Annotated in this window: 28 protein-coding genes, 2 tRNA genes, 1 pseudogene and 1 riboswitch; of the genes and pseudogenes, 15 read left to right on the forward strand and 16 right to left on the reverse strand. The window is 34.3% G+C overall.

Annotated elements, in window-relative coordinates; genetic code table 11:
- Positions 1-11 precede the first annotated feature (11 nt).
- From HL41_RS03130 to HL41_RS03160, 7 genes are all read right to left on the reverse strand, one after another.
- Positions 12-2,660: a valine--tRNA ligase gene (locus HL41_RS03130; RefSeq protein WP_200870718.1), complete on the reverse strand. Its 2,649-nt coding sequence runs from the start codon at positions 2,658-2,660 to the stop codon at positions 12-14.
- A gap of 51 nt (positions 2,661-2,711) precedes the next feature.
- Positions 2,712-3,599, reverse strand: a complete 888-nt coding sequence (argB, locus tag HL41_RS03135) for an acetylglutamate kinase (RefSeq protein WP_038061819.1) — start codon at positions 3,597-3,599, stop codon at positions 2,712-2,714.
- Positions 3,600-3,617: 18 nt separating this feature from the next.
- The gene (locus HL41_RS03140) at positions 3,618-3,959 is read right to left on the reverse strand and encodes a cupin domain-containing protein (protein ID WP_038061817.1); all 342 of its coding nucleotides are present in this window, start codon (positions 3,957-3,959) and stop codon (positions 3,618-3,620) included.
- A gap of 14 nt (positions 3,960-3,973) precedes the next feature.
- Complete coding sequence (locus tag HL41_RS03145; RefSeq protein WP_038061814.1) at positions 3,974-6,055, reverse strand: STT3 domain-containing protein; 2,082 nt, start codon at positions 6,053-6,055, stop codon at positions 3,974-3,976.
- An 81-nt stretch (positions 6,056-6,136) separates the two neighbouring features.
- On the reverse strand, positions 6,137-7,333 hold the full coding sequence (locus HL41_RS08990; RefSeq protein ID WP_051754465.1) for a lytic transglycosylase domain-containing protein: 1,197 nt from the start codon (positions 7,331-7,333) through the stop codon (positions 6,137-6,139).
- A complete protein-coding gene (locus tag HL41_RS03155; protein ID WP_038061811.1) occupies positions 7,308-8,087 on the reverse strand; it encodes a sugar phosphate isomerase/epimerase family protein in 780 nt (259 codons plus the stop codon). The genes HL41_RS08990 and HL41_RS03155 overlap by 26 nt, the downstream gene beginning before the upstream one ends.
- 2 nt (positions 8,088-8,089) lie before the next feature.
- Positions 8,090-9,220, reverse strand: coding sequence for a DegT/DnrJ/EryC1/StrS family aminotransferase (locus tag HL41_RS03160; protein WP_038061808.1), 1,131 nt, complete (start codon positions 9,218-9,220; stop codon positions 8,090-8,092).
- 99 nt (positions 9,221-9,319) lie between these two features.
- Here HL41_RS03160 and HL41_RS03165 point away from each other — a divergent pair, with 99 nt between their 5' ends.
- From HL41_RS03165 to HL41_RS03210, 10 genes are all read left to right on the forward strand, one after another.
- Positions 9,320-10,114, forward strand: coding sequence for a glycosyltransferase family 9 protein (locus HL41_RS03165; RefSeq protein ID WP_038061805.1), 795 nt, complete (start codon positions 9,320-9,322; stop codon positions 10,112-10,114).
- Positions 10,115-10,211: 97 nt separating this feature from the next.
- Positions 10,212-10,829 (forward strand): sulfurtransferase-like selenium metabolism protein YedF, encoded by a 618-nt coding sequence (yedF, locus tag HL41_RS03170; RefSeq protein WP_051754466.1) that lies wholly within the window; start codon positions 10,212-10,214, stop codon positions 10,827-10,829.
- A 69-nt stretch (positions 10,830-10,898) separates the two neighbouring features.
- A tRNA-Met gene (locus tag HL41_RS03175) sits at positions 10,899-10,972 on the forward strand.
- 27 nt (positions 10,973-10,999) lie between these two features.
- Entirely contained in the window at positions 11,000-11,206 is a 207-nt protein-coding gene (locus HL41_RS03180) for an amphi-Trp domain-containing protein (RefSeq protein ID WP_038061802.1), read from the forward strand.
- Positions 11,207-11,215: 9 nt separating this feature from the next.
- Positions 11,216-11,287: transfer RNA gene (locus HL41_RS03185), tRNA-Cys, on the forward strand.
- A 24-nt stretch (positions 11,288-11,311) separates the two neighbouring features.
- Entirely contained in the window at positions 11,312-11,686 is a 375-nt protein-coding gene (gene queD, locus HL41_RS03190) for a 6-carboxytetrahydropterin synthase QueD (protein WP_038061891.1), read from the forward strand.
- Positions 11,646-12,314, forward strand: coding sequence for a 7-carboxy-7-deazaguanine synthase QueE (locus HL41_RS03195; protein ID WP_235181311.1), 669 nt, complete (start codon positions 11,646-11,648; stop codon positions 12,312-12,314). The genes queD and HL41_RS03195 overlap by 41 nt, the downstream gene beginning before the upstream one ends.
- Before the next feature lie 52 nt (positions 12,315-12,366).
- Positions 12,367-13,320 (forward strand): sigma-70 family RNA polymerase sigma factor, encoded by a 954-nt coding sequence (locus tag HL41_RS03200; RefSeq protein WP_038061796.1) that lies wholly within the window; start codon positions 12,367-12,369, stop codon positions 13,318-13,320.
- Positions 13,280-14,866 carry a tetratricopeptide repeat protein gene (locus tag HL41_RS03205; protein WP_038061793.1) on the forward strand — a complete coding sequence of 529 codons (1,587 nt, stop codon included), beginning with the start codon at positions 13,280-13,282 and terminating at the stop codon, positions 14,864-14,866. Before HL41_RS03200 ends, HL41_RS03205 begins: the two co-directional genes overlap by 41 nt.
- The gene (locus HL41_RS03210; protein ID WP_038061790.1) at positions 14,859-15,461 is read left to right on the forward strand and encodes a hypothetical protein; all 603 of its coding nucleotides are present in this window, start codon (positions 14,859-14,861) and stop codon (positions 15,459-15,461) included. Before HL41_RS03205 ends, HL41_RS03210 begins: the two co-directional genes overlap by 8 nt.
- Here the strand turns inward: HL41_RS03210 and HL41_RS09955 are convergent.
- Positions 15,447-15,641 (reverse strand): transporter associated domain-containing protein, encoded by a 195-nt coding sequence (locus tag HL41_RS09955; RefSeq protein ID WP_081856530.1) that lies wholly within the window; start codon positions 15,639-15,641, stop codon positions 15,447-15,449. The two genes, HL41_RS03210 and HL41_RS09955, sit on opposite strands and share 15 nt — an antisense overlap.
- Before the next feature lie 112 nt (positions 15,642-15,753).
- Between HL41_RS09955 and HL41_RS03215 the strand changes: the two genes are divergently transcribed.
- Positions 15,754-16,959: an IS256 family transposase gene (locus HL41_RS03215; RefSeq protein ID WP_038549552.1), complete on the forward strand. Its 1,206-nt coding sequence runs from the start codon at positions 15,754-15,756 to the stop codon at positions 16,957-16,959.
- On the opposite strand, the gene HL41_RS03220 is transcribed toward HL41_RS03215, so the two are convergent.
- From HL41_RS03220 to HL41_RS03235, 4 genes are read right to left on the reverse strand one after another with little or no spacing between them, the layout of a single operon-like run.
- The gene (locus HL41_RS03220) at positions 16,935-18,035 is read right to left on the reverse strand and encodes a hemolysin family protein (protein WP_038062906.1); all 1,101 of its coding nucleotides are present in this window, start codon (positions 18,033-18,035) and stop codon (positions 16,935-16,937) included. The two genes, HL41_RS03215 and HL41_RS03220, sit on opposite strands and share 25 nt — an antisense overlap.
- Positions 18,035-19,300: a hemolysin family protein gene (locus HL41_RS03225; protein ID WP_038062909.1), complete on the reverse strand. Its 1,266-nt coding sequence runs from the start codon at positions 19,298-19,300 to the stop codon at positions 18,035-18,037. The genes HL41_RS03220 and HL41_RS03225 overlap by 1 nt, the downstream gene beginning before the upstream one ends.
- The gene (locus tag HL41_RS03230; protein WP_038062913.1) at positions 19,301-20,131 is read right to left on the reverse strand and encodes a hypothetical protein; all 831 of its coding nucleotides are present in this window, start codon (positions 20,129-20,131) and stop codon (positions 19,301-19,303) included. It lies immediately after the preceding gene.
- A gap of 12 nt (positions 20,132-20,143) precedes the next feature.
- Positions 20,144-20,746 (reverse strand): DUF6657 family protein, encoded by a 603-nt coding sequence (locus HL41_RS03235; RefSeq protein WP_038062915.1) that lies wholly within the window; start codon positions 20,744-20,746, stop codon positions 20,144-20,146.
- A 250-nt stretch (positions 20,747-20,996) separates the two neighbouring features.
- Between HL41_RS03235 and HL41_RS09845 the strand changes: the two are divergent.
- Positions 20,997-21,113, forward strand: a pseudogene (locus HL41_RS09845) (hypothetical protein); the annotation flags it as partial.
- A gap of 125 nt (positions 21,114-21,238) precedes the next feature.
- Positions 21,239-21,415: a hypothetical protein gene (locus HL41_RS09850; protein ID WP_268745254.1), complete on the forward strand. Its 177-nt coding sequence runs from the start codon at positions 21,239-21,241 to the stop codon at positions 21,413-21,415.
- 99 nt (positions 21,416-21,514) lie between these two features.
- Here HL41_RS09850 and HL41_RS09740 read toward each other — a convergent pair whose 3' ends face one another.
- The gene (locus tag HL41_RS09740; protein WP_235181312.1) at positions 21,515-21,727 is read right to left on the reverse strand and encodes a hypothetical protein; all 213 of its coding nucleotides are present in this window, start codon (positions 21,725-21,727) and stop codon (positions 21,515-21,517) included.
- Positions 21,728-21,739: 12 nt separating this feature from the next.
- Between HL41_RS09740 and HL41_RS09745 the strand changes: the two genes are divergently transcribed.
- Entirely contained in the window at positions 21,740-22,204 is a 465-nt protein-coding gene (locus HL41_RS09745; RefSeq protein ID WP_235181313.1) for an IS110 family transposase, read from the forward strand.
- Positions 22,205-22,323: 119 nt separating this feature from the next.
- Here the strand turns inward: HL41_RS09745 and HL41_RS03245 are convergent, their stop codons facing one another.
- The 3 genes from HL41_RS03245 to HL41_RS03255 all read right to left on the reverse strand — a co-directional run bounded on the left by HL41_RS03245 (position 22,324) and on the right by HL41_RS03255 (position 24,995).
- Positions 22,324-22,743 (reverse strand): universal stress protein, encoded by a 420-nt coding sequence (locus HL41_RS03245; protein WP_038060432.1) that lies wholly within the window; start codon positions 22,741-22,743, stop codon positions 22,324-22,326.
- A gap of 11 nt (positions 22,744-22,754) precedes the next feature.
- Positions 22,755-23,900, reverse strand: a complete 1,146-nt coding sequence (locus HL41_RS03250) for a cation:proton antiporter (protein ID WP_038060430.1) — start codon at positions 23,898-23,900, stop codon at positions 22,755-22,757.
- 27 nt (positions 23,901-23,927) lie between these two features.
- A riboswitch (Fluoride riboswitch) is annotated at positions 23,928-23,999 on the reverse strand.
- A 186-nt stretch (positions 24,000-24,185) separates the two neighbouring features.
- Positions 24,186-24,995 (reverse strand): prenyltransferase/squalene oxidase repeat-containing protein, encoded by an 810-nt coding sequence (locus tag HL41_RS03255; RefSeq protein ID WP_038060428.1) that lies wholly within the window; start codon positions 24,993-24,995, stop codon positions 24,186-24,188.
- Positions 24,996-25,246: 251 nt separating this feature from the next.
- Here HL41_RS03255 and nikR point away from each other — a divergent pair, with 251 nt between their 5' ends.
- A complete protein-coding gene (nikR, locus tag HL41_RS03260) occupies positions 25,247-25,669 on the forward strand; it encodes a nickel-responsive transcriptional regulator NikR (protein ID WP_038060426.1) in 423 nt (140 codons plus the stop codon).
- Positions 25,670-25,674: the final 5 nt, after the last annotated feature.

A 25,674-nucleotide genomic window follows, 5' to 3' on the forward strand; every position in this document is an offset into this window, starting at 1 on the left:
AAAAACTCTTTTCAGTTTTTTTGCAGGTCTTCTATATAACGCAAGACGACTTTAAGCCTATCCATAAGCTCTTGATAGGTTCCTCTTTCTTTTTCCACTACCTCCTTAGGTGCTTTTTCTAAAAATTCCTGGTTGTTAAGTTTTTTTTCTATTTGTTTTAACTTAGACTCAAGTTTTTCCTTTTCTTTGGTTAACCTTTGCAACTCTTTTTCTAAATCTATAAGGTTTTCTAAGTTTATTAAAACTTCCCCTTTAGATAAAATATAGGATACTTCTCCTTTACTTTTAATATGTTGTTTTACGCCCTCGATTTTCTTTACCTTAGCCAAAAACTCTATTACCTCTTTTTCTTGAGATAAAAGATTTAAATATTGATCTTCAGAACAATGATAAAAAACTTCTAGATCTGTCTTAGCCGTAAGACCGTATTCTGCTTTAATATTTCTTATCCCAACCGTTAATTCCTGTAAAAATTGAACTCTTTTTTCTGCTAACTCATCTATCAAATCTTCTTTAAAAACAGGATAATTAGTTTTTATTATATGTTCTGTATCTTTTTTTGGCAAGTGAGCCCAAATCTCTTCAGTAACAAAAGGAATAAAAGGATGAAGTAATTTTAGACAAGTGGTTAACACCTCTAACAATACCTTTTGCGTTTGAAGTTTTGTTTCTTCTTTTCTAAGGTAAACTTTGGCTACTTCTAAAAACCAATCGCAAAATTTACCCCAGAAAAAGTAATAAACCTCCATAGCTGCCTGATCAAACTCAAATTCTTCCAGTTTTTCTCTGACCTTTTTAACCGTTCTCTGAAGTTCAGAAAGTATCCATTTGTGCCACAAAGGAAGTTTGGCTGGTTCTATTTCTACTTCAGCGGACTCTTTTTCAATGTTCATAAGGACAAACCTACTTGCGTTCCATATCTTGTTGATAAAATGTTTAAACCCCTCAATCCTTGCCTCAGATAGCTTTATATCCCTACCTTGAGCAGCAAGGGCTATCAGGGTAAACCTTAGGGCATCTGCCCCATATTTTTCTATCATTACCAAGGGGTCTATCACATTCCCCCTGCTTTTACTCATCTTTTGACCTTTTTCATCCCTAACCAAAGCATGTATGTAAACTTTTTGGAAAGGTATTTGCCCCATAAAATGAATTCCCATCATGATCATACGAGCTACCCAAAAGAAAATGATATCAAAACTGGTAACCAAGACAGAGGTGGGATAAAAAGTGGTTAAAGTTTCTGTTTTTTCAGGCCATCCCATCGTAGAAAAAGGCCAAAGAGCTGAAGAAAACCAGGTATCAAGAACATCTTCATCTTGATAAACCTTTTCAGAATTACAAACAGGACATTTTTCTACGAGTTCTTCCTTACTGACGATGGTTTCCCCACAGTCTTTACAATACCACACAGGTATACGATGTCCCCACCATATTTGACGAGAGATACACCAATCTCTTATGTTTCTCATCCAATCAAAATAAAGATTCGTCCAGTTTTCTGGTATAAACTTTATAAACCCATACTCTACAGCTGCTATAGCAGGTTGAGCCAAAGGTTTGGTAGCCACAAACCACTGTTTAGAAACCAAAGGCTCTATTACCGTATCACATCTATAACAGTGTCCTAGTATAAGCTTATAATCTTCCTCTTTTTCAAGAAACCCCTGAGTTTTTAAATCCTCCAATACCTTTTTTCTCGCTTCATATCTTTCTAGTCCTTTATAAGGCCCAGCTTCTTCTGTCATAAAACCATCTTCACCTATTACCTTTATTAAAGGCAGGTTGTGTCTTTTTGCCATTTCAAAGTCAGCAAAATCATGAGCTGGAGTAACCTTTACCGCACCTGTTCCAAATTCAGGGTCTACTGCCTTGTCTGCTATTATCGGTATTTTTCTTTTTATTAAAGGAAGAACCAAAAACTTACCGATTAATCCTTTATATCTTTCGTCGTCAGGATTTACAGCAACCGCGGTATCCCCTAACATGGTCTCAGGTCTGGTGGTTGCTACCACCACAAAACCACTACCATCTTCTAAAGGATACTTTAAGTACCAGAGTTTTCCCTGAGTTTCTCTCATCTCTACCTCTAAATCAGCAAGAGCAGTGCCACAACGAGGGCACCAATTTATGATATAATCCCCCCGATAGATAAGACCTTCTTTCCAAAGGTTTACAAAAACCTCTTTAACTGCCCTCGAAAGACCTTCGTCCATCGTAAACCTTTGGTATGACCAACTACAACTTGCCCCTAACTTTTTCAACTGGTCTATGATGATGTTTCCACATCTTTCTTTCCATTGCCAAACCCTTTCTATAAATTTCTCCCTTCCTAAGGCTTGTCTGGTCAAACCTTCTTTAGCGATTTCTTTCTCTACCACGTTTTGGGTAGCTATTCCTGCATGGTCAGTCCCCGGAACCCATAAAACATCGTATCCATCCATTCTTTTATAACGTGCTAACACATCTTGTATGGTGTTGTTTAAGGCATGACCTATATGTAAAACCCCTGTTACGTTTGGAGGAGGGATAACTATAGAAAATTTTGGTTTATTCTTGTCAAAAGATGGTTCAAAATACCCTTTCTCTTCCCATACTTTATACCATTTGTTTTCTACTTTTTTAGGATCATAACTTTTGTCAAGGTTCAACTCGATCAAAGCCCTTCCCTCCTTTTCTCGTTTTCTTCTATAGTCTTACCAACCCAATTACTATTGTTCAGTAAAAACTACCTGAGTCCCTACACCTTCGTCGGTAAAAAGTTCTATGATTAAGCTATGAGGCACTCTTCCGTCTATGATATGTACCTTCTTGACCCCCCCTGTTAAAGCCTTTTTGGCACTCTTTAACTTAGGGATCATACCTCCTTTTGCGATACCTGTTTCTATCAATCGGTCTATATCTTTTATGGTTAATGTAGAAATTAAGTTCCCTTTTTCATCCTTAACTCCTTCTACATCAGAAAGGTAAACCAATTTTTCGGCTTTAAGAGCAACAGCCAAGGCTCCTGCCACTAAATCTGCGTTTATGTTATAAGCCTCTCCGTCGGGTCCTATTCCTACTGGAGCAATAACCGGAATAAAATCATTTTCTATCAAAGTAAAAAGGATCTGAGGATTAACCTCTTTTACTTTCCCTACTCTTCCTATGTCTATGATTTCTGGAGGTCTATCTTCCCCTCTGTATTTATAAACCTTCATTTTTTCTGCAACGATAAGCTCTCCGTCTCTTCCAGAAAGTCCTACTGCCTTTACTCCAGCTCGGTTTAACAAACTCACGATGTTTTTGTTCACCGTCCCTACCAGCACCATCTCAACCACGTTCATGGTTTCTTCATCTGTAACCCTCTGCCCTTCTATAAACACAGGTTTTAACCCCATCCGTTCCATAACTTGATTAATCTGAGGTCCTCCTCCATGGACTATCACAGGACAAATCCCTACATATTTCATCAAAGCAATGTCCTGAGCAAAGTTTTGTTTAAGAGATGGATCTACCATGGCATGACCGCCATATTTAATAACCATGATTTTTTTATAAAACTCTCTAAAATAAGGTAAAGCCGAGATAAGTATCTTTGCCTTTTCTAATATTTCCATAATATAAACTCCTCCTCCTTACCAAAGAGCAGGGGCATGAATAATGTAACATCTCATAGGAACTTCTCCTTTTACTTTTAAACCATGCTCCTCTTTAGGAAGTATGGTTACGATATCTCCAGCCTTGATAGGTTCCCACTTTCCATTAATAAAAATTTCTCCTTCTCCTTGAAGCACAAAGATGGTATCAGCCTCTTTTTCGTGGGTATGTATAGGGAGTTCTGTTTCACCAGGAATTTCAAGAATGGTTATACTTGCTTCACAACATACGTCTTTGGTAACCACAAAACCTATTTTTACCCCATCAAACTTAGGATGAGGTTTCATCTCAACATCAGCTATGTTAATTTTAACTCCCATCTGCCCCTCCTTCATTACTGTATTTTTTCTTTTACTTTATAAACTACCATATGAGGAAAATCATCTAACACCAACTCAAAATAAGCAGGATCATAACTTCTAAGAAGATACATCTTATTAAATAAGGTTTCAGCTAACATAGGATTAAGGATAAAAAGGGCGGCGTGATTCTCTTTAAACTTTACTATCTCAACTATTACTCCATTTTCAAAAAATTTCTTTTCTATCATTCCTTTAGGGTCTTTTACAACTAACTTTCTAATAGGAATACTCTGGTTACCAGCAGTGACAACTCCTACATTTAGGTCTAATTTAGCGCCTATATCCTGGCAATCAAGCACGTTGGCTGTGGTCATAGAGCATTTTTCAGGAGCTATGATGTTTCCATGAATTCCCTGTTTTTTATCAAAATCATAGCTACCAAAATAATGAATCCAGGCAAATTTGGGTATCAAGTCTTCGGTAAAAACCCAATAAACAGGATGTTTTATGTCTTTACTAAAGTATCCTTCTTGAACCTTTTTAACCAGTTCTTTGGCGGATATCCCCTTTTTTAATTCTTCGGCAATCCCTTTTAACCCATAGTTAGTAATAAAAGAGGTAATGAACCAGGCTTCTTTTGGGTCGCTGGTAGTAAAGCTTCTTGCAATAAAATAAGTCTTAGGAGAAGCCTGTGAACCTCCATCATGAAATGTGGGTCTTCTTGAATAATACTGAAAAGCATAACCATAGTCCCACCAAGTCCATATAGCCGAACCTTGAGGAGTTCTTTGTTTTAGATAATCCATATCTTTTACGATAGGGCTAAAAACCTTAGGATAGCTTGCCCAACTTATTACTGGTTTCTGTACAAGAAATACCAAACCTAAAAACAAACTTCCTATAAGGTTTACTATAATAACCTGTTTTTCCTTTTGCTTAAAAAGGTCTAAATACCCAAGGGCTTTTTCAAAAAGAAAATGTACCAAAAAACCTATCCCAATCCCTATAAAAGGCGAGAGATACATGATAAACCTTGCACCTGAGACAAAAGATAAAAACCCAATCCCTAAGAAAGGAAGTAGAAAGAATAAGTTTTTAAAATAATAACCAAAGCATAAAATTACCCCTATAATTCCTAAAATCCCTAATATAGGACTATAAACAGCTGTTTCAAGAACTTTATCAAAGCTTTCTCTTTGCAACTCAGAGATAGACATAAAAACATTGGGAAAATCTTTAAAAAGTTGTTCTGCGCTGGTGGTAGTTTTGATGTTAAAAACAAGGGTTTTTACCTGTATAAAAAGATGGTAAGGGCCTTCGTAGATATACCAGATTTGAGGAACAATTAGGATAGCTAAATAAAGATAATCTTCCTTCGTGAGTTTTAGCTTTTTATCCCATAGATATCTTATCAGAAACATAAAAATCAACACAAAACACAGATTAGGATGACCGTACCAAAGATAATAGAAAAGAGCTACCAGAGAGGCAAGGCTAATCCATAAATACTTTACCCTGTTTTTAACGGATGAAAAAAACTTATAAAAAAAATAAGCTGCTAAAAAAGGTAGGGTGAGATTAAGAACATCCTGGTCCAACCTCATGAGATTGGTCCTTCCCCAATACATAGGAGAAGCAATGGCTACCAACCCCCCGAGCAAACCTGCATAGGCACATCCAAGGTCTTTAAAATAAAAGAAAAGTGGAAGCACTACCGAAACAGCTAAAATTGGGATTAGATAAAAAGTTAAAGTCTCAAGAGAAAGATTAAACCATTTTGAAAGATAAGCCCAGGTCACACTAATAAAAACACCAGGTACCTGATATTTAGCATAAAATACGTTTTTTTCATCCAGTTTGGCTGAAGATGAATTATCTGGGAATACTCGATAGTGGTCTATCTCTCCAGTTCTGAAAACCCCCTGTTTGATGTCTTCAGCTAACCTCGCAAAATAGAAAGAATCATATTCGCTGTAAATAGGCTTATCTTTGTAGTAAAAAAGGGCTTGATTAGAGTGCCAAAAATTTTTGTCTTCAAATCTTATATAAAGTCCCCAGAAAACAACAACGAATAGCAACAAAAAGGGATAGTAAATCTTTAAAAATTTATCCATTTTAACTCCCCAAGATAAGTTGATAAACTGATAAAAATTATATTAAAAAATTTGTGAAAAACAAGAACTTGTTTGTTTATATCATCTTTTTTTCGATTTTTTGGTATGTTGAGAGGTAGATTTGGCTTTTTTCTTTTTATTAGAATTTTCTTTAGAAGACTTGATTTGTTTAGACTTCTTGGAAACCTTTCGAGGTTGTTTATTTCGTGTGATGGACAAAGATTGATTTTGAGTTGAGTTTTCTAAAATTAAATCTTTTTCTGACAATTCAGAATTAGCAAGGGTTACGATATAAAAAGTTCCGTCTGTAGTTGTTTTTTCTATCAACTTTAATTTTAGACGATTTAGGTTAGCCTGTATTTCCTTTTTTTTGTCTTGAGGAACTTTGAGTAAATAGGGTTTACCCGGTGGTGTTATCTGTCTTCTAAGCTCTGCGTTCATCATCAAAAGCAGGTCATAGGTTATCTGTCCAGCTACAGCAAATACCTTAAGGTCAACCCCTCCGTTAACCTCCATCTCTTCATATTCCAAAGCCTTAGGCTCTAAGGGTTGAAATCCGTATTTTTGGGGATTTTTAATGATAAAGGTAATAGCCATCCACTGAGGGAGATAAGCCGCTGTCTCTAAAGGGAGGCTACCTGAGTTTAATAGTTGCCAATAATCTATAAAGTTTTTAGCCCTTAAAATCCTTAAAAGCCTACCTTCTCCAAGGTTATAGCTTGCTACCGCAGGCCTCCAGTCTCCGAAGATATCATAGAGTCTTTTCAAATAACGCGCTGCCGCATGGGTAGACTTGATAAAATCTTTTCGCTCATCTACCCAGTAGTCTATTTTTAATCCGTAAAATCTACCGGTTTTTTCCATAAATTGCCAGATTCCAACCGCCCCTGCCCTTGAAATCGCAAAGGGATTACAACCACTCTCTATAAAAGCAAGATAAACAAGATCCTCAGGGACTCCATACTCTCTAAAGATAGTTTTAAAATAAGGAAGATAAGGACTACAGCGTTTAAGCCATCTTTCAGTAACTTCCCTTTTATCCTTGGTAAAATATTTTATAAAATAAGCTACTTGATCGTTTATGTCTTGAGGTAAATTTTTGATAACCTTAGGAGGAAGTTCTTCTAAAACTTCATAAACCTCTTCCTCTTGTGGGTTGATATTTTGAGGAAAAGCAGGTAAATTCCAGCTTAACCCAAGAAAAACCATTAAAACTATGGTTGAAAACCACCTAATAACTACTTTAAACCTTTTACTCTTGTAATTTTTCCCCTTCATCGGTTAGAACCTTCAAGTTTAGATAGGTATCTTCCTCGTTGTGAGCTTCTGAAGTCAAGATTGGAACTATCTTTTTCTCCTTTAAAAACTTAAAAATGGCGTTAAACTTCAATACCCCTTTCCCTAAGGCTAAATGGTCGTCTTCTTCCCCTAAGTTATCATGGCAATGAATTTCTTTCAGATATGGATAAAGGATGTCTAACCAATCAAGTTCGTCCTTTTTAGAAAACACCCTTGCATGTGCTGGGTCAAAACACCAGCCAACCCTTCTGGAAAAAGCTTCAAAAATAGGTAACATAAACTCAGGAGTAGGTTCATAAACATTTTCTAAAGATAGAGACAACCTTTCTTCCTGGATAAATTCCAATAATTTATTTAAATTTTCTATAAATATAGAACGCCATTCTTCTTTTAATTCGTGATAATTATAGGAATAACCAGAATGAAGAACAAGGTTTAAGGGTTGGAAAAGAGAGGCCCTTTCAATGGCAAGAAAAATCCTTTTCAGGCTAACCTCTCTTATCCACAGGTCAACAGACCCTATAGAAAGGTCTATAAAAGGCAGATGAACGGTAGTTAAAAGCCCTTCTTCCTTAATCAAGTTAGCAACTTCTTTAAAGGTATGGTAAGAGTAATTATCCAAAGAAAAAGCGTTTAAAGATACTTCTACGTTTATTCTATTCTCTAAAACTAAAGAAAGATACTTTTCTTTTAAAAGGTTAAAAGGAATGGAAACAAAAACCAACGGTCTCATTTTTATCCTCTTTTAAAAAATTCTCTTACCCAGTAGACTACATAGTCTATTTCTTCTGAGGTTAGATATGGGAAAAACGGAAGGCTTAAAACTTCTTGGGCAACTTTTTCGGTCACAGGAAGCATACCTTTCTTAAAACCTAAATCTTGATAAACTGGTTGCAGATGTAAAGGATGTTCATAATAAATCCTGGTTGCGACCCCTTTTTCCTTAAGAAATTCCTGTAGGTCCTTTCTATAAGGAGTCCTTACAGTAAAAAGAGACCAGCTTGGGGTATAGGTTTTAGGAATTTTAGGTAGAAAAAGCTCAGGCTCAAGATCTTGCAATCCTTTTATATAAGCTAAAGCATATTTTTTTCTGAGTTCTAATTCTTCCTTAAAATATTTGAATTTTACAAGCAAAATAGCACAATGGATTTCATCTATTCTTCCGTTTATACCGTGATATTCATAAAAATAAGGTTTGGTCTGTCCATGTTCTTTTAAAATTCTAACCCTCTTTTCTATCCCTTCGTCTGCAGTAAAAACCATCCCGCCATCTCCAAAGGTGGAAAGAGGTTTGGTAGGATAAAAAGAAGTGGCAGAAGCAACCCCAAAGGTTCCAACATATCTATCAAGTATCTTAGCCCCAAAGGCCTGGCAAATGTCTTCTATAAGTAAAATCCCTTTTTCTTGGCAAAACACTTCAATCCTTTCTAAATCAGCAGGAATACCAAATAAACTTACTACTATAGCTCCAGAGACCTTTTTACCTCGTTTCGTAAGATAAAGATAAGCCTCTTTTAACGTTTCTAAGGAAACATTAAAGTTAGATTCTTCTATGTCAACAAAATAAGGAATAAGTCCAGCCCGTACTACTACCTCAGAAGTAGCAATAAAAGTAAAAGATGGTACTAACACATAACTTCCCTGAGGTAGGTCTAAGGCCTTGAGTATTAAGTATAACCCCTCTGTCCCTGAAGAAACTCCTATAGCATAAGGAATATCTAAAAAAGAAGCTAAAGTTCTTTCTATTTCTTTTGTATAAGGTCCATTCAAATAAACCCCACTTCTTAAAACGTTAATAACTTCTTTCTCTATCTCTTGTCCATATTTTTGATATCCTCTTTTCAGGTCCAAAAAAGGAATCTCCATTTTTTCTCCCCTTTACTTAAAAATCTTAGTTATTATACTTTATCTGATTAAATTAAACAACCCTTGACTAAACAATCCCAAAAATCTTGACTTTACTTAATGAAAAGGTTACTTTTTTACCGGAGAGGAGGATTAGGTGATACCCTTCTTACGTTTCCGGTTCTTGAGGTTTTAAAAAGTCAAGGTTATAAAATAACTGTCATAGGGGTTAAAGCCTATTATCAGTTAGCTCAAAAAGTAGGATGGGTAGACGAGATCTATGAGGACCTTTATCCGCAGGTGTTAAACCAACCCTATGATTTAAAAATTTTCTTCTCTAAAACAGAAGGGTTCGACCCTTTCCCTTCAGAAAGGATATGGCTGGTAGACTATTACTTTAGTTGTTTAAACCTACCTAAAAAGTTTTCTCAAATTTTACCTGTCGAAGGATCAACTGAAAGCATACTAAAAAACAAGGTAGTTCTTCATCCAGGAAGTGGTTCCTCTAAAAAAATCCCTGATTTTTTGCTTTTTTCGATGATAGAAAAATTTTTAAAAGAAAAAAAATTTGACTATATTTACATAGTAGGAGAGGCTGACAAGTGGATAAAGGATTTTACCTCAAATTTTTGGGAAGTAGAGGACATTGAGGTTTTAGCTAAGGCTTTAAAAACCGCTCGAGGGTTTATAGGGCTTGACAGTGGGATATCACACTTGGCAAGTTATTTAGGAGTAAAAAGTTTTATCTTTTTTGGCCCCACAGACCATATTGTATGGCGTCCGATAGGCCCTAAACATACCGTCATAACCTTAGGGTTAAAATGTAGTCCTTGTTTTCCTAAGACCTGTTCTGAAAGGCCTTGCTTAGAGCCTCAAAATTTGTTTTTCAAATTTTTAGAAAAGGTAGTTTTATAGGGATTTTTAAAATAATTTTATTTATTTTTTCTATTAGATGGTTTAGGCTAAGGTGTTAAACTTAGAAATTTGAAAAAATTTTAAAAGGGGGCATATGATGAAAACGTTAGATGTAAAAGGGCTTCCCTGTCCTCAACCTGTTATTCAAACAAAAGATTTTTTAGAAAGTTTAGAAGAGGGAGAGGTTTTTCAGATAGTTTTAGATAGTCAAACGTCAGCTAATAATGTAAAAAAATTTTTAAATTCCCAGGGACACAAAATCATTTCTGAGGTAGAAAAAGGAGAAGAAATTTTATTGGTGGTAGAAAAAAAAGGTTCTGAAGTAAAGGTAAAAGATGAAGAGCTTGCTCATTTTTCATGCGAAACAAATTTAGAAAAAAAAGAGCTTTTTGTTATTCTAACCAATGATGTAATCGGTAAAGATGAGGCTTTAGGTAAGATATTGATAAAAGGCTTTTTTGAGACCATGCTTGTACAAAACCTTTTACCAGACAGAATGTTTTTTATGAACAAAGGGGTATTTTTAACTACAAAGGACGAAGAAATAATATCTTTACTAAATGAGATTGAGAAAAAAGGGGTTGAAATCTATTCTTGTGGTACCTGTTTAAAATACTATGGTTTAGAAGATCAACTCAAAGTCGGGAAAAGAGGTGGCACAGACATCTACTTAGAAGGGATGTTTTATTTCAAAAAAACCGTTTGGATAGGTTAAATTACCTCTAAAAAGGCCTTGACAACCTTGGTAAAGATGTTTAAATAATATAAAAAACTTGTTAAATATGGCGGCGTAGCTCAACAGGTTAGAGCATGTGGCTCATATCCACAGGGTTGGGGGTTCGAGTCCCTCCGCCGCCACTAAATTAAATCCCTTGAGGAAAGGCTATGAAGGATAAGATTGAGGTAAAAAAGATTGCCACTCCTCAAGAAGCAGCCCAGCTTCTTAGGCAAATTGCCGAGGAAGTAGAACAAGGTAAGGTAAAGATTGAACAGGTGGAAATAGATTTGCCTGCCAATTTTGAATGTGAACTGAAGTATAAGGTTAAAGAAGACAAAAAAGAATTTGAAATAGAGTTTACTTGGAGGAGTTAAGTTTTAGCTGGCGGCGTAGCCAAGCGGTAAGGCGACGGCCTGCAAAGCCGTGAATCCGGGGTTCGAATCCCCGCGCCGCCTTTACTTTTTATATCACTTTTAATTATGTTCAGATTAAAAGTACAAGATTCTTTTTCTTCAGCCCACTTCTTAAGAAACTACGAAGGTCCATGTGAAAAACTTCATGGACATAATTGGAAGGTAGAGGTGGTAGTAGAAGGAGAACGTTTAAACGAGCTTGATATGCTCATCGATTTCAAAGAGCTAAAAAAAGCCCTAAAAGAAACTTTGAAAAGCTTAGACCATCGTCTTTTAAACGACCTCCCCTATTTTTTGGAGGTTAACCCTTCATCTGAAAGGATTGCCCAATATATCTTTCAAGACCTCAAGAAAAAACTTTCTTTATATACAAACTTAAAGATTAAAGAAGTAACTGTTTTTGAAACAGAAAAGGCCTGTGCCACCTACTTTGAACCTTAAAATCTCTGAGACCTTTTTCTCTATCCAAGGGGAAGGTCCTTTTGCAGGTTATCCTACGTTTTTTGTAAGACTTTTTGGGTGTAACCTAAAATGTACATGGTGTGATACCCTTTATGCAAGAGAAAGTGATAAATACCAAAGCATAACCTTAGAAGAGATAATTAAGTTATGGGAAAACCACTATTCTTCAATCCCCTACATCGCTATCACAGGTGGTGAACCCTTGCTTCAACCAGAAGTCTATCCTTTAATAGATAGGTTTTTGAATAAAAAATGTATAGTTTGCATAGAAACCAACGGAAGCCTCTCTCTTAAGCACCTTCCTCCTCAAGTGATTAAAGTTATGGACCTAAAAACTCCCTCTTCTGGAATGGCAGACCACAATCTATATGAAAACATCGACTTTCTTAGCTCAAAGGACGTCATAAAGTTTGTAATACAAGACAGAAAAGATTTCGAGTTTGCTTTAGATAAAATTAAAACTTTTGACCTTATCTCTAAAACCCAAGTGTATTTTTCTCCGGTATTTGAAAAGCTTTCTCCTAAAGAACTGGCGAACTGGCTTTTAGAAGTTAAACTACCTATAAGATTACAAATTCAACTGCACAAACTTTTAAACTTAAAATAAATCTATACGATTTAAATTGTAGATTTTATTTTTTTGTGTTAAAATAATCACTATGAAAGAACAAGATTTAAATGTCTTAGAACAAGAAACAACCGAAGTTTTATCTCAACTTCCCGCAATCGTCGAAGAAAGTCTCCCCGCTAAATTTGACCCTCTCCAAAAATATCTGAAAGAAATCAGTAAATATCCGGTACTTACCAGAGAGGAAGAAGAACAGATAGCTAAAGCTTATTATGAAACTAAGGACCCTCGATTAGCTTATAAATTGGTGGTCTCAAATCTTAAATTAGTGGTAAAAATAGCCTTAGAATTTCAGAAATTTTGGGCTCACAACTTCTTAGACCTTATCCAAGAGGGTAATCTTGGGTTACTTCAAGCGGTAAAAAAATTTGACCCTTATAAAGGGGTTAAATTTTCTTATTATGCCTCTTTCTGGATAAAAGCTTACATTCTTAAATACATTATGGATAATTGGAAACTTGTTAAAATGGGAACTACACAAGCTCAAAGAAAATTATTTTATAAACTTCGCAAGGAAAAAGAAAAACTTGCAGCCTTAGGTTTTGAGCCAACTTCTGTAGAGATAGCTAAACGTTTAGGAGTTAAAGAAAAAGAAGTAGAAGAAATGGAACAGAGAATGTTTTCTCAAGACCTAAGTCTTGAAGCACCGATAGGGTACGACTCTGAAGATACCTTAGCCAGTTTTCTTAAAGATCATAGACCTACTCCGGAAGAAATCTATGCCAAAGAAGAAATGCTTTCAAAGTTTAAAAAGCTTTTAAAAGAGTTTGCCCAAACGCTGTCTGGCAAAGATTATGTTATCTTTCACGAAAGACTATTTACCGAAAACCCTAAAACTTTGAATGAACTTTCTCAAAAGTTAGGGATTTCTAAGGAAAGGGTTAGACAAATAGAAGAAAAAGTTATTAAAAACCTTAAAAAATTTCTTGAAGAGAGGCTACCTGATGTTCAATACTACACCCTGGCACTTCCAGAAAATCTTTAGTTTATCTCTGATATTTGTTCTCTTCTGTCTTTTTATTCCTGCCTGCTCCTTTGCTTCTAATCACAAAGGCTTAGCTTATTACTACTTTCTTTTAGCCTTAAGACAGGAAAACCCAGAAAAAACAGAACAATATCTAAAAAAAGCCATAAAACTTGACAAAAAAAGCCTTTATCTACAAAAACAGTTAATTTTATACTATCTTCAAAACAAAAAGTTTAAACAGGCAGAGAGTTTAGCTAAAAATCTTCTTTCTGAGTATCCCGATGAAAAAGAACTTACCTTAATTTTAGCCAAAATTTATCTTTTTGAAGATAGACCTTATAAGGCAGCTAACCTACTTGAAAACCTCCTGGAAAAAGAACCTAAAAATGAAGAGATTTTAAGTTTATTGATAAACATTTATCTTGAAAAAAAAGACTGGAATTCTGCTTTATCTCACTTAGAAAAATTACTAAAAATAGACCCTAATAACTATGTTGCTTGGTTGTTTAAAGGTAGGGTTTTAAAGGAATTAAAGAGACTGAAAGAAGCTAAAGAAGCTTATCTAAATGCTTTAAAAAATTCTTCTGATAACAGAATGATTTTGATTGAACTCCTAAAATTTTTAGAAGAAAATAAAGAAGACCAACAGTTAGAAGAGATTTTAAAGGTGCTTATTCAAAAATATCCTACAGATGAGAACCTTATCAAGCTCTTGTTAGGTTTTTATGTAGAAAAAGGAGACTGGCAAAACTCTGAAAAACTTCTCAAAGACATTCCAGAAGGTCTAAAAGATAAACCTGAAATGCTTTTTTTCTTAGGATTTTGTTTAGAGAATCAAAAGAAAATAGACGAGGCTTTGGAAATTTATAAAAAAATTTTGCCTAAGAATGAATGGGGATTAGAGGCTTCTAAGAGAATAGTTTTAATCTTGAGAAAAAAGGATAGAAAACAAGCTTTAGATTATTTCAAAACCTTAGAAGAAAAAACCAAAAAAGATAAATCATGGTATAAGCTGTTGATAAGCTCAGCTGAGGCCTTAGATCTTTGTGAAAAAGGGGTGCAATATGGAGAAGAAGCCTTCAAATTATATCCAGATGAATTAGAGATAATCCTTAGTTTAGCCTCTAACTATGCCTGTTTAGAAAACTATCAAAAGGTCTTAGACCTTACGCTTCCATGGTTAAGTAAAATGCCAGAAAATCCTCATGTTTTAAATTTTGTGGGATATAGTTATGTAGAATTAGGGAAAAATCTTGAAGAGGCAGAAAAACTACTTCTAAAAGCCTTACAGTTTAAGCCTAATGACCCTTACATCCTTGATAGTTTAGGCTGGTGTTATTATAAAATGGGGAAAATTGACCTCGCTTACCAGTATTTAGAAAAGGCAGTAAACAACTTATCTGAGGAAGAAGCTGTTATCCTAGAGCATTTAGCTGACCTGTTGGTAGTGAAAAAGGAAACATCAAAGGCTTGTAATCTTTATAAAAGAGCCCTAAATGCCTCCTTTCATCTCAGAGATACTGAAAGGATAAAAAATAAAATAAAAACCTTAGGTTGTGAATAAAGCTTCTGCTCTAACTAAAGTTATCTTTTGGTTACACTTACCCTTTTTCTTGGTTGCTTGTAGTAAAAAACCTGTCTATTTTTTGTCTGAAACCCTATCTGATAGCATCTACACCGGGAACGTATGGATTACGATAGAGATTAATCAAAGAGAAAAACAAGAAATTAATACAGTTTACGGAGATTTTCAGTTAAGTGCTAAGTTTTTTTATCTAAGGCTAAAAGACCCCTTTGGGACAACTTTAGGGGTTTTGGTTTGGAATACAGAGGAAAAAGAACAAATAAAAATATACGACATATACCATCAAAAAATACTGGTTATTTCTTTTTCTAAAGGTTTTAATCCTAAAGACCTTCCTCAACATTTTTTGGGAATAAAAGAACAGGAAAAAACATGGGAAGTTCCTAATCATGGTATTATAAAATATAGTTTTGACAAAAATTCTGGACAAGGAAAAGTTAAGTTTGAAGTGAAAGGTTTTGAAGTATCTTGGAAGTTTAGAAGTTTAAACTCTGTAAACAAACTCCTTTGGGACCCTGCGTTGTATCAAAAACTTTTAGAAAAAGAGGCTCAAAAAGAATTAATTCAGTTTTGATTTTTCCTTTTTGATAGGTCTAATTTTTATCAAAACTTCTTCGACCGTTTGGGGACTAGCCTTTAAAATTTTAATTTCTAAATTATCATAATAAATTACCTCCCCTTCTCCTGGAATTTTTCCTGTAACAGAATAAATAAAACCATTTAAAGTCTCATAATCTCCTGGGGAGTAGAATATAAATTGTGTCTTTTAATAAAATATTTTAGAGGCATAATAAAAATTTTTAATATTTTTTAAATTAATGATAACATAAAACCTAAAAGACTAAACTAACCAGGAGGTCTGTAAAATGAAAAACTTAGACTTAGATTTAGAAAAAGTTTTAAGTGAAATCTCAAAAATTGAATCAAAAGAGGGTATCAAAATGGCTGCTGCACTCCTCTTAAACGCTCTCATGAAAAAAGAAAGAGAAATATTCCTTAGAGATAGTATTGATAATAAAGCTAATGGTTACTATGAAAGACAACTTGCCTGTTTCTTAGGTAACCTTGGTATCTCTGTCCCAAGAGATAGAAAATCTGAATTCAGACCTGCTATTCTTCCTCCTGAATGGCAAAAAGCTGATGAATCTTTCCAGGACTTTATCCTTAACCTCGTTCTCCAAAGCTACTCCCCCAATAAAATCAAAGCCCTCTTGCAATCTATGAAACTTCCCTACTCTCCAGAACAAATAGAAGAAATTAAAGAAGAATTGTATAACCAAGCCAAAGAATTAAAAACCAAAGAATTGCCAGAAAATTTGTTTGCTATGTTTATAGACGCTTATCATACTCAGATAAAAGATACCGAAGCCAACAGAATCAGAAAAGCAGTTATTTATAATATCATCGGAATAGATATGGAGGGAAGAAAAAATTTACTTTCTTATTACATTTATTTTGGTTCAGAGACGAAGGAGGACTGGCTCCAGATACTTAATGATTTGATAAAGAGGGGAGTTAAGAGGGTTATGGTAATAGTGAGTGATGATTTTCCTGGCCTTGCTCAAGCCATAAAAGCCCTTTTTCCTGAGACAGATCATCAGCTTTGTTTTGTACACATGCAAAGGAACATCAACAGGAACATGTCTAAGCAGGATGCTAAAAAATTTTATGAGGAGTTAAGCATTATAAAGAGGATAGAGGAGTATGAGAGGGCCTTAATTAGATTTGAGGAATTATGTAAGAGTTATGAGAAGAAGTATCCAGCTTATATAAAGGGACTTTTGAAAAAGAAGGAGCATTATTTTGTTTATAAGAAATATCCTGAGGGGGTGAGGAGGTATATATACACGACGAATGTGGTTGAGAATATAAATAGCAGGATAGAGCTGATAAGGGTAAATACAGGGGGATATTTTCAATCAATCAAGACAGCAGAGGTTGCGATATACATAACAGTAAGTCGGATTCAGAAAACGAGATGGCAAAAACCACTTCCTTTAATTAAGTCTGCTTTATACGAATTGAGGCAAATGTTTGTAAAGAGATTTTATAAGGAGACACAATTCTCTTGACAAGTGTCATCTCCTGAAGGAATAGGGATCCCCATTTGTTGCAATTTTTCTATCTCTATAAAACCTTTAAATTTATAAGTATTTTCATTAATTTTTTGATATTCGGGTACATAATAATCTAGTGCGTCTCTAAACTCTCCCAAAACCTCTTCCACCAAATCTTCTATGGTTACAATTCCTGTAGTAAGCCCATATTCATCCACAATAACCGCTATTTCCATACCAGACTTTTGAAGGGTTGAAAGAACCTCATGAGCCCGCGCAACTTCAGGAAAAAAAAGAGGAGAATAAGCGATATTTTTTAAGGGTTTTTCATCTTCTAACAAAGTTTTACCTAATAAATGTTGCACTTTTACGATATATTTTATGTGATGAATATCTCCTTCATAGAGTGGTATATAAGAAAAATTATATTTTTTACTAAATTCTATAGCATCCTTTACGGTGGCTTCTATGGGTAAAGCCTTTACTTGACTTATCGGAATCATAACCTGAAAAACCTTTTTCTTTGCAAAATCTATGATTTTATGCATTAAATCTTTTTCTGTAAGGTCTATTTCTTCTTCATATCTTATAAAATTAAGAAAAACTTCCCTAAATCTGGTTAAAAAAATGGGATTTTTTTCTTGAGGTTTAAGCAATTTCTGGGCTAAAAAAGTATTGATATAGACTAAAGGCCAAAAAATAAAAGAAATGACATAAACCAAAGGGAGTAAATAAAGAATCAGAGGATAAGCAAACTTTTTACCGATGGTCTTTGGTATAATCTGTCCAAAAACTACCATGGAAAAAGGAAGTATAGTTGAAGATACTACTATTCCTATGTTTCCAAACTCTTTGATTAGAAAATAAGAAGTAAAAACACCGTTGCCTGCGATACAAAAGGTAATTCCCATAAGGGTTGTGGTAAAAAGCCTTTCAGGGTTTTCCCAGAACTTAAGATAAATCTTGGCTGCCCTTTCTTTTGTAGCCAACTTTTCTATGAAATATCTTTCTACAGAAATAAAAGAAATCTCGCTACAGGCAAAAAAAGCCTCCCCTAAGATAAAAAAAAGAAAAGAAAAAACACCCAGCATCAAACCTCTCCCTGGGGAATTTTTTCTATCTCAACCCAAAGAATTTTTCTTCCTTTAACCCTTTTTACCGTAAACCTGTATCCCCCATAAACTATGGCCTGGCCTTCTTTAGGAATTTCTTTAAAAAGAGATAACAAAAACCCATTTAGAATCTTGATATCTTTTAAGGCTTCTTCCTCCAATTCTAATCCTAACATAGACTTTAAGTTTTCCATAAGTACTTTTCCATGAACTAACCATTTTTGGTCTCCTAATTTCTGGATAAAATCTACTTTAGCTTCTTTTTGTTCGTATATTTCTCCAAAAAGGACCTCTAAAACATCCTCAAGGGTAACTAAACCTTTAACCATACCATATTCGTCTACCACGATGGCGATTTTTAGATGTTTTCTTTGAAATTCAAAAATTAAATCTCTTACTTTGAAATTTTCTGGCACATAAAATACCGGTCTTACTAAATCAGAAAGCTTCGTTTTTCCTAAAAGCTCAGGAGAAAAATTTTGAATTATATCTTTTACATAAAGTATCCCTATGATATTATCTAAAGAATCTTCATAAACAGGAAATTTGTTGTAGGGCATATATTTAATCTTTTCTAAAAATTCTAAGGTAATATATCTATCTTCAAAAGCCACCATTTCAGAACGCGGAGTTAAGATAGCAGAAACAGATATTTTCTCAGAAAGAAATAACCCTTCGATAAAAATTTTCTCCTTCTCAGTAATTTTTCCTTGTAAATAAGCTTTTTCGATAATATAGACTATAATTTGCTCTACTTGAGAAAATGTTGTAGAATAGATTTTTTCTACTGGGAACATTTTTTCTAAACTTTGATAAATGAACCTATAAATTTTCCTAACCGGCCAAAAAATACAATACAAAGTATAAATGATGTATATTACTTTAGTTATAAGCCAATCTTTAGCTTTAAAACCTACTACCTTAGGGAAAAAATCTCCCATCCAAAACATCAAAAAACTTAAAACAAAAAAAGCTATGGCCTTCCCTTTATCAGGAAAAAGAGAAGAAAACAACTTAGAACCAAGGAAACTAGCAAAAAAATCAACTATTTCATTTCCAGCAATAAGAACTACCAATAAATCCTCTGGTCTTTTTAGCAGATCCAAAAGCTTTTGAGAAACCCCTGAAATCCTCAAATTTGCAAGCTCTATCCTAGAGATAGAGAAAATAGCTGCTTCGGAATACGTTAAAATCATCGAGGTCAACAAAAAAAATAAAATAAGAAAAAAATAAAACTCTATCATCTATGGTTTTATATATAATACAAGAGAGCTTTTTCGATTGGTATTTAAAGAAATTGAAAAACCTAAAAGGTCGGGTATTGTTGTCTTAAATTCATAAACTTGGACCTCCTCTTCATCCCTTACATAATAGGTATGTTTTTCTTGCCATGAATCTAGTAACTCCGAAGAAGTAATCATTAGCCCGTCTAACTTTGAAGTATGACTAAAATCTATATAAGGACCTAAAGTCTGCCAAGCTTTCATTCTTTGTTCAAGATTAGGTAAACTTTCTTGAAGTTCTACAGAGGATGAGATTAAACGATTTAACTCTTCTAAGGGTTTAAAAGAAAAGTCCTCTCCTACTATTTTTTCTTTAAACACTTCTTGATATTTTAATTCTAAACTTTCTAAATCAACTCTTATTTCATAATTAGAAACATCCAATTTTTCAGCTAAAATAAGAGTTATAATCTGCGACTTTATTATAAACTTATCTTCTTTTAATCTTTGGCCCCCTTTTATAGCGGATAAAAGATCTTCCAAAGAATTTTCAAATACATCTTTAAACTGACTAAAATATCTCAAATTTTCTGGAGTTCTGAAGTTATACCCCCATTCCTCTAAACTTTTTACCTCTTTTTTGACTTCTTCAAGGTCAATCTCTAAGTCTGGTTTAAAACCTAAAAAAACAACTTTTTCTTTTAAATCTGTTTTTTCATGATAAAATTTAAGCCAATTTTCCTGAGTGGTACCAAGGTCTAACACTAATAACTTTTCTATTAATCCTATAATTTTTTCAAGATGTTTTCTGCCTAAAAAAGTTTGAGGATATAATAATACCTGATAACCCATATTTCCTTTCTTTTAACTGACGATTTTATTAAAAATACCTTTTAAATACTCTAATTGCCTGTTATATTCTTCGTCCAGTTTTTCTTTAATTTTTCTCCACTCTTCTTTAAATTTAGGATGATTTTCTGGATCTACATGTACCTCTGCCCCTAACTGACTGGATAAAGCCTGTTCGATCATTTCTATTTCTGCAGAAAAACGTTCAACCATTTGTTGATAAATAGTTTCTTTATGGGTATTATACTGAATTAAAAGTTTTTCAATTTCTTTTAAAAGTCGATCCATATCAGGCATTTTATCAAACAGTAGTTTTAAGCCTTTAAGAGCCTTCTTACCATCTTCCAGCTGATCTTCATTCAAAGGTAAAACTATATTTCTTAAAAAGACTTGCACCATCCCTTTAAGGATGGCTTTTTTTTCTTGAGGTTTTCTATCTTTAAGCATTGTTTCTAATCTTTCGTGAAAATCTGACAATTCTTCTCTCAAAAATTTAGCCGCAAGCCTTTGAGCCTCCTCCTGTAGTTCAATTAGTTTTAATTCTTCTTTAGAAGCCTTTCCTATTTTTTCTGCTTTTTCTAAAGCAATCTCAAGAGTACTTCTTATTTCATCCGGCATAAAACTCCTCCTGCAATTTTTATGTTAGTTTTTGCTTAATATATGTTGCGTTGTATAGTAATAATATGGACAACAACAAAATAAAGAGGGACAAGGACTCCATAACTCTTAGGCTTAAAAGCCTCGAGAGGAGTCTGTCCCCCTGTCCCTCAACTCCCAATAAGTTGGTTAGGCTTCCTAAGCCTCTGCCACATGGGAGGATGGAGCGAGGGACATCAACTAAAAACACACCACACAAGGAGGTGCTCCCATGAACACCTTCGTCGGTGTTGACATCTCCAAAGATACCTTTAACATCGCTGTCCTCAAAGATGAAAACTTCATCCTGTCCCAAACCTTCCCTATGTCCCAAGAAGGCTTCTCTCAGTTTCTCTCCCTCCTTAACCAACTCACCAACCCCATCGTTGTCATGGAATCTACCGGCAGATTCTTCCTCCCCTCTATCACTTCCTCCTCGCTAATGACATCCAAGCCTTCATCATCAACCCTAAAATCCTCCATCGCTTCTTTCAATTCATCTCCGCAAATAACCCCTCTAAGTCTGATACCAAAGACGCTAAAATCCTTGCACTTTTTGCTCACTCTAACCCCCGATTCCTTAACCCTCTCCCACCTGACCATCACCTAAGAAACCTCTCCCGCCTTATCCAAAAACTCAAAAAAGAATGATCTTTTGCCAAAACACAAATCAAATACGCCCTCTCTGTTCTCTTCCCCGAAGTTGAAAAACACTTAAACATCTTCTCCTTTTCCTTTCTCAACATACTCCTAAAATACCCCGGTGCTTCCTACCTCAAAAAGGCTTCTACAGATGATATCGCCTCTATCATCAATTCTACCTCCAAAGCAAGAAAACCCTCCTTCTCCCCTCAAGACATCATAAACCTTGCTAAAAACTCCATCGGTATCCACAACCACTGCCTTTCTCAAACCCTCATCTTCTACATCGAAAAGTGTCTCTTCCTCGAACCAAGAATCCAAAAACTCGAAAATATGCTCCTTGAGGAAATAGATCACGACCAAAACCAACAAATAAAGCTCATCTCCTCTATCAGGGGAATTTCTCCAAAACTTGCAGCCCATTTTCTCGCTGAAGTTAAGGATGTGAACAGATTTTCCAATGCCAAAAAACTTATAAAATATGCTGGCACTGACCCAGTAATAAAACAGTCGGGAAAATTTAGGATAAACATGAGTATTTCTAAACAAGGAAGTCCCTGGCTCAGAAACATTCTTTTTCAGATGGCAGTAGGAGTAGTAACCTGGAATTCTTATTTCAGGGAGTATTTTTTGCGCAAGAAGAAGGAGTTTAAGAGCTATAAGAAAGCAATGGTAGCGGTGATGAATAAGCTCATAAGGGTGATCTATGGACTTTGCAAGAAAGGAAGTTATTTTAATCCTGTCTTGAGTTTTAACTCTAAAAATTTTATTTCTATTTGCGAGGGTTCTCATGCTTAAATCCTATTTCCTGATAGTTGACTCCTCTCGATAGAATAAAACTGTTTATTTTAAAAAATTAACATCTAAAACCCTTTTCGGCAAGAGAAAACTTAGGAAGCTAAAACTATAGTTTCAAATTATTTGATAATCAAGACTGAACAACCTGCTTTTTCTGTCACTCTCTCTGCTGTACTTCCCAAAATCCTTCTTCTTATAAAAGAATACTTACTGGGACCTAAAATGATCAAATCAACATCATTTTCCTCTGCTACATTTACAATAACTTCTGCTGGTTTTCCATACTTGATCATAGGAGTTATCTTTAGGTCTTTATCTTTAGAAAGTCGTTCTATATCTTTTAGCAGGTCATCATAATATCTGACTGCCTGTTCCTTAGCCTCTTCTACTTCTGAGATCATCTCAGCATATTCGGGAATGCTCGCTACCCAAACTACTAAAACTTCAGCCTCCAAATTTTTGGCCAAAATCAACCCTTTCTCTAAAGCAATTAACGAACCCTCAAATCCATCATACCCTATAAGTATTTTTTTAAACATGATATCCCCCTTTATTCTTTCTTAAAATTCATATTCATTTCGTTTTTTCTTGGATAAAAAAATTTTTGAGCAATAAGCGTAGGGATGATAGCAGAAAGGATAACAGCCATTACAAGTAATGAATACTGGTTCTTGTCTATTATACCATTTTTTAGACCATAAAGTGATGAGATAGTCCCAAAGGTAAGACCTGTACTCATTAAGAGAGTGTTATACATGTTTAACCGAAAAGGAAACCTTAGTCCTTTTCCCGTTGGATAAAGACCCAAAAACTTAGAGATAACCTTAGCTAAAAAGAGAACTATTAAAACCCCCAAACTTTGCCAAACAGCTTTTAAATCTACCAGACATCCTGCCTTTAAAAAATAAAAGGGAGTTAAGAGTGCTATGGTAGACGCCCTCATTCTCTTTACCAATTCCCTGTTTTTTACAAAGAGATCAGCAAGAACTGCCCCTACTAAATAAGCTGGTAAAACTGCTTCACTTCCTGCTTTGTTAGCAAGAAATCCTAAACCACAAAGGATTAGAAAAATAAATTTAACCTCAGGCTCACTGGGATGGTTTTTTACATAACTAAAATACTTAGTAGTAACGGAGGGTAAAATAAACAGTACGATTAAAGTTATCAAAACAAAAAGTATAAAAATACTTCCTAACTTTGTAAATAATATTCCTAAGGCCATAACCGTACCTAAGTCGTTTATAAAACAAGCGGCTAAAATAAGTTTACCAAAAGGGGTTTCATTCATTTTAGTTTCAACCATCACAGCATATACTACGGCTACAGAAGTAGTAGAAAGAGCTATCCCTGCTAATTGAGCCTGTTTCATTTCCCATCCAAGTAAAAATTGACTTATTGCCCAAGCCCCAAAAAAAGGAGCAAAAAAACCTATAAGTCCTAAAATTATTGCCTCTTTCCAATATCTTCTTACCACATCTGTTTCTAACTCTGCCCCTGCAAGAAAGGTTAAAACTACAGCTCCAAAACTTGCTAAAAAGTTAACCCAAGAGGTTATTTCAGGTCTTATTGTATTTCCTGCTATGATACCTACGATGAGTTCTATGAGTGCAGCAGAAATAGCTAACTTAAAAGAGAAAAAACTTGAAATTAAAACTAAAACAAACCAAACAGTGGCTTGATACCAGAGCTGATCCATCGCCTACCCCCCTTTAAACACAAACTTTGAGAGGTAGGCGTCATCAGCCCCTAAAGACTTTAGAGGCGATTTATGGGGGACGCCATCCCCAATTCTTTGACTTGACTAAAAAATATAAAACTTTTTTATATCTTGTCAATAATCGTATAATTCCCTATTTTGCCGATAGAAAATAAAATCAAAAATCTTTCTTGTAATCTTTACACCTAAAAATCATATTATCCAAGTATCAAGTAAAATCTAATTCTTTTTAAAACCTACGTTCATTTTCTTCAACAATTTTCCCTATCCTATCGACAATAAAACTTCAAAGCTTTTTACTGCATAATAAGTAGATTCTAAGAAAGCAGTAGCTCCAGGTTTTCTTGCAAAACCTCCTTTCCCTACGTAACAACTTATAATAAATTCTTTAGTTTGATTTAAGTTTTCAGGCTTAATTTCTAATAAAGAGTAAATTTTTAATGCATAAAAAGTATTTTCTAAGTAAGAGGTGGTGCCAGGATAGAATCCATAACCTCCATCTGGATTAAAATCTTCCTTAAGCCATTTTAATACCTCTTGAATAGGGAAAGACCTATCAACCTGATAGTTTTTCCAAAGCCAAACTAACTGATAAGCCTCTTTTATGTTTTCTAAACCCCAAGTTAGATTAAAATTTAACTCTATTTCCTCCAGATCGAGACTTCTAAGTGATTTTAATATATAGAAAACTTTTTCTAACTCATGGTTTTTTTGACTAAAAGAACAGAATAACTCTTTACATCTGTTTTTTAAGAAATATAACGATTTATCATCTTGTAGATTTTGAATTATTTTTATAAGATAGTAAATCATTTTATAAGAATGGATTGCATATTTTATAATATTAACCACATTTTTTCTTGACCAAAGTTTTAACCTCTGATCGATTAAAAGTTTAGAGTTAATGGAAGGATCGAATTTTTCTAAAGCTTTAAGAATTTCTAAGGCATAATACGTATCTTCTATGGTAGGGGGAAGATAAGGGGTTGCTCCAAAACCCCCGTTTTCTCTTTTTCTCATTTTTACAAACTGATATACCTGTTTCCAAATATTTTCTTTTAAAGAAATTTTCATACTATCTTAATTAAAAAATTTTTTAAAAATTATATTTCCACAGGACGACCTTGTCCAGGTTTTTCCTTTGTAGTAAAAAATAAAATTTTTACCGTTATTTAATATTTTTTTAGGGTTTTAATTTTATTTTTGAAGAAAAATTTTAATCTATCTTTACAAATTGTAAGTTTTTGTTAGTATAAAATTTATTATACTTGTTGATAAATTTGAATAAATAAGCTACATAAATCTTAATAAAAAGGGGGAATATTATGGAAGAGTTAGCACGTTTTGGAATTTCTATTCCTAAGGAGTTACTCAAAGCCTTCGATGACTATATAGAACGTAAACATTATGCCAACCGTTCTGAAGCTATCAGAGACCTTATTCGTCAGAAACTAGTAGAAGAAGAGTGGAAAGAGTCTAAAGAAGAAGTAGTGGGGGTGATTACCTACCTTTATGACCATCACAAAAGGGAGCTTACCGATAAATTAGTAGATATTCAACACGAGTATTATGAAAAAATTATTACAACCCAACACCTTCACGTAGACCACCACAGATGCTTAGAAATAATTTTGGTTAGAGGTAAGGCTAACGAGATCAAGGATTTAGCAGATAAAATTCAATCCCAAAAAGGTGTACTTCATCTAAACTTAGCTCTAACTACTTTAGGAAAAAGTATTCCTTCTTAATTTTT

The organism is Thermodesulfobacterium commune DSM 2178, assembly GCF_000734015.1.
Taxonomy (GTDB): Bacteria; Desulfobacterota; Thermodesulfobacteria; order Thermodesulfobacteriales; family Thermodesulfobacteriaceae; genus Thermodesulfobacterium; species Thermodesulfobacterium commune.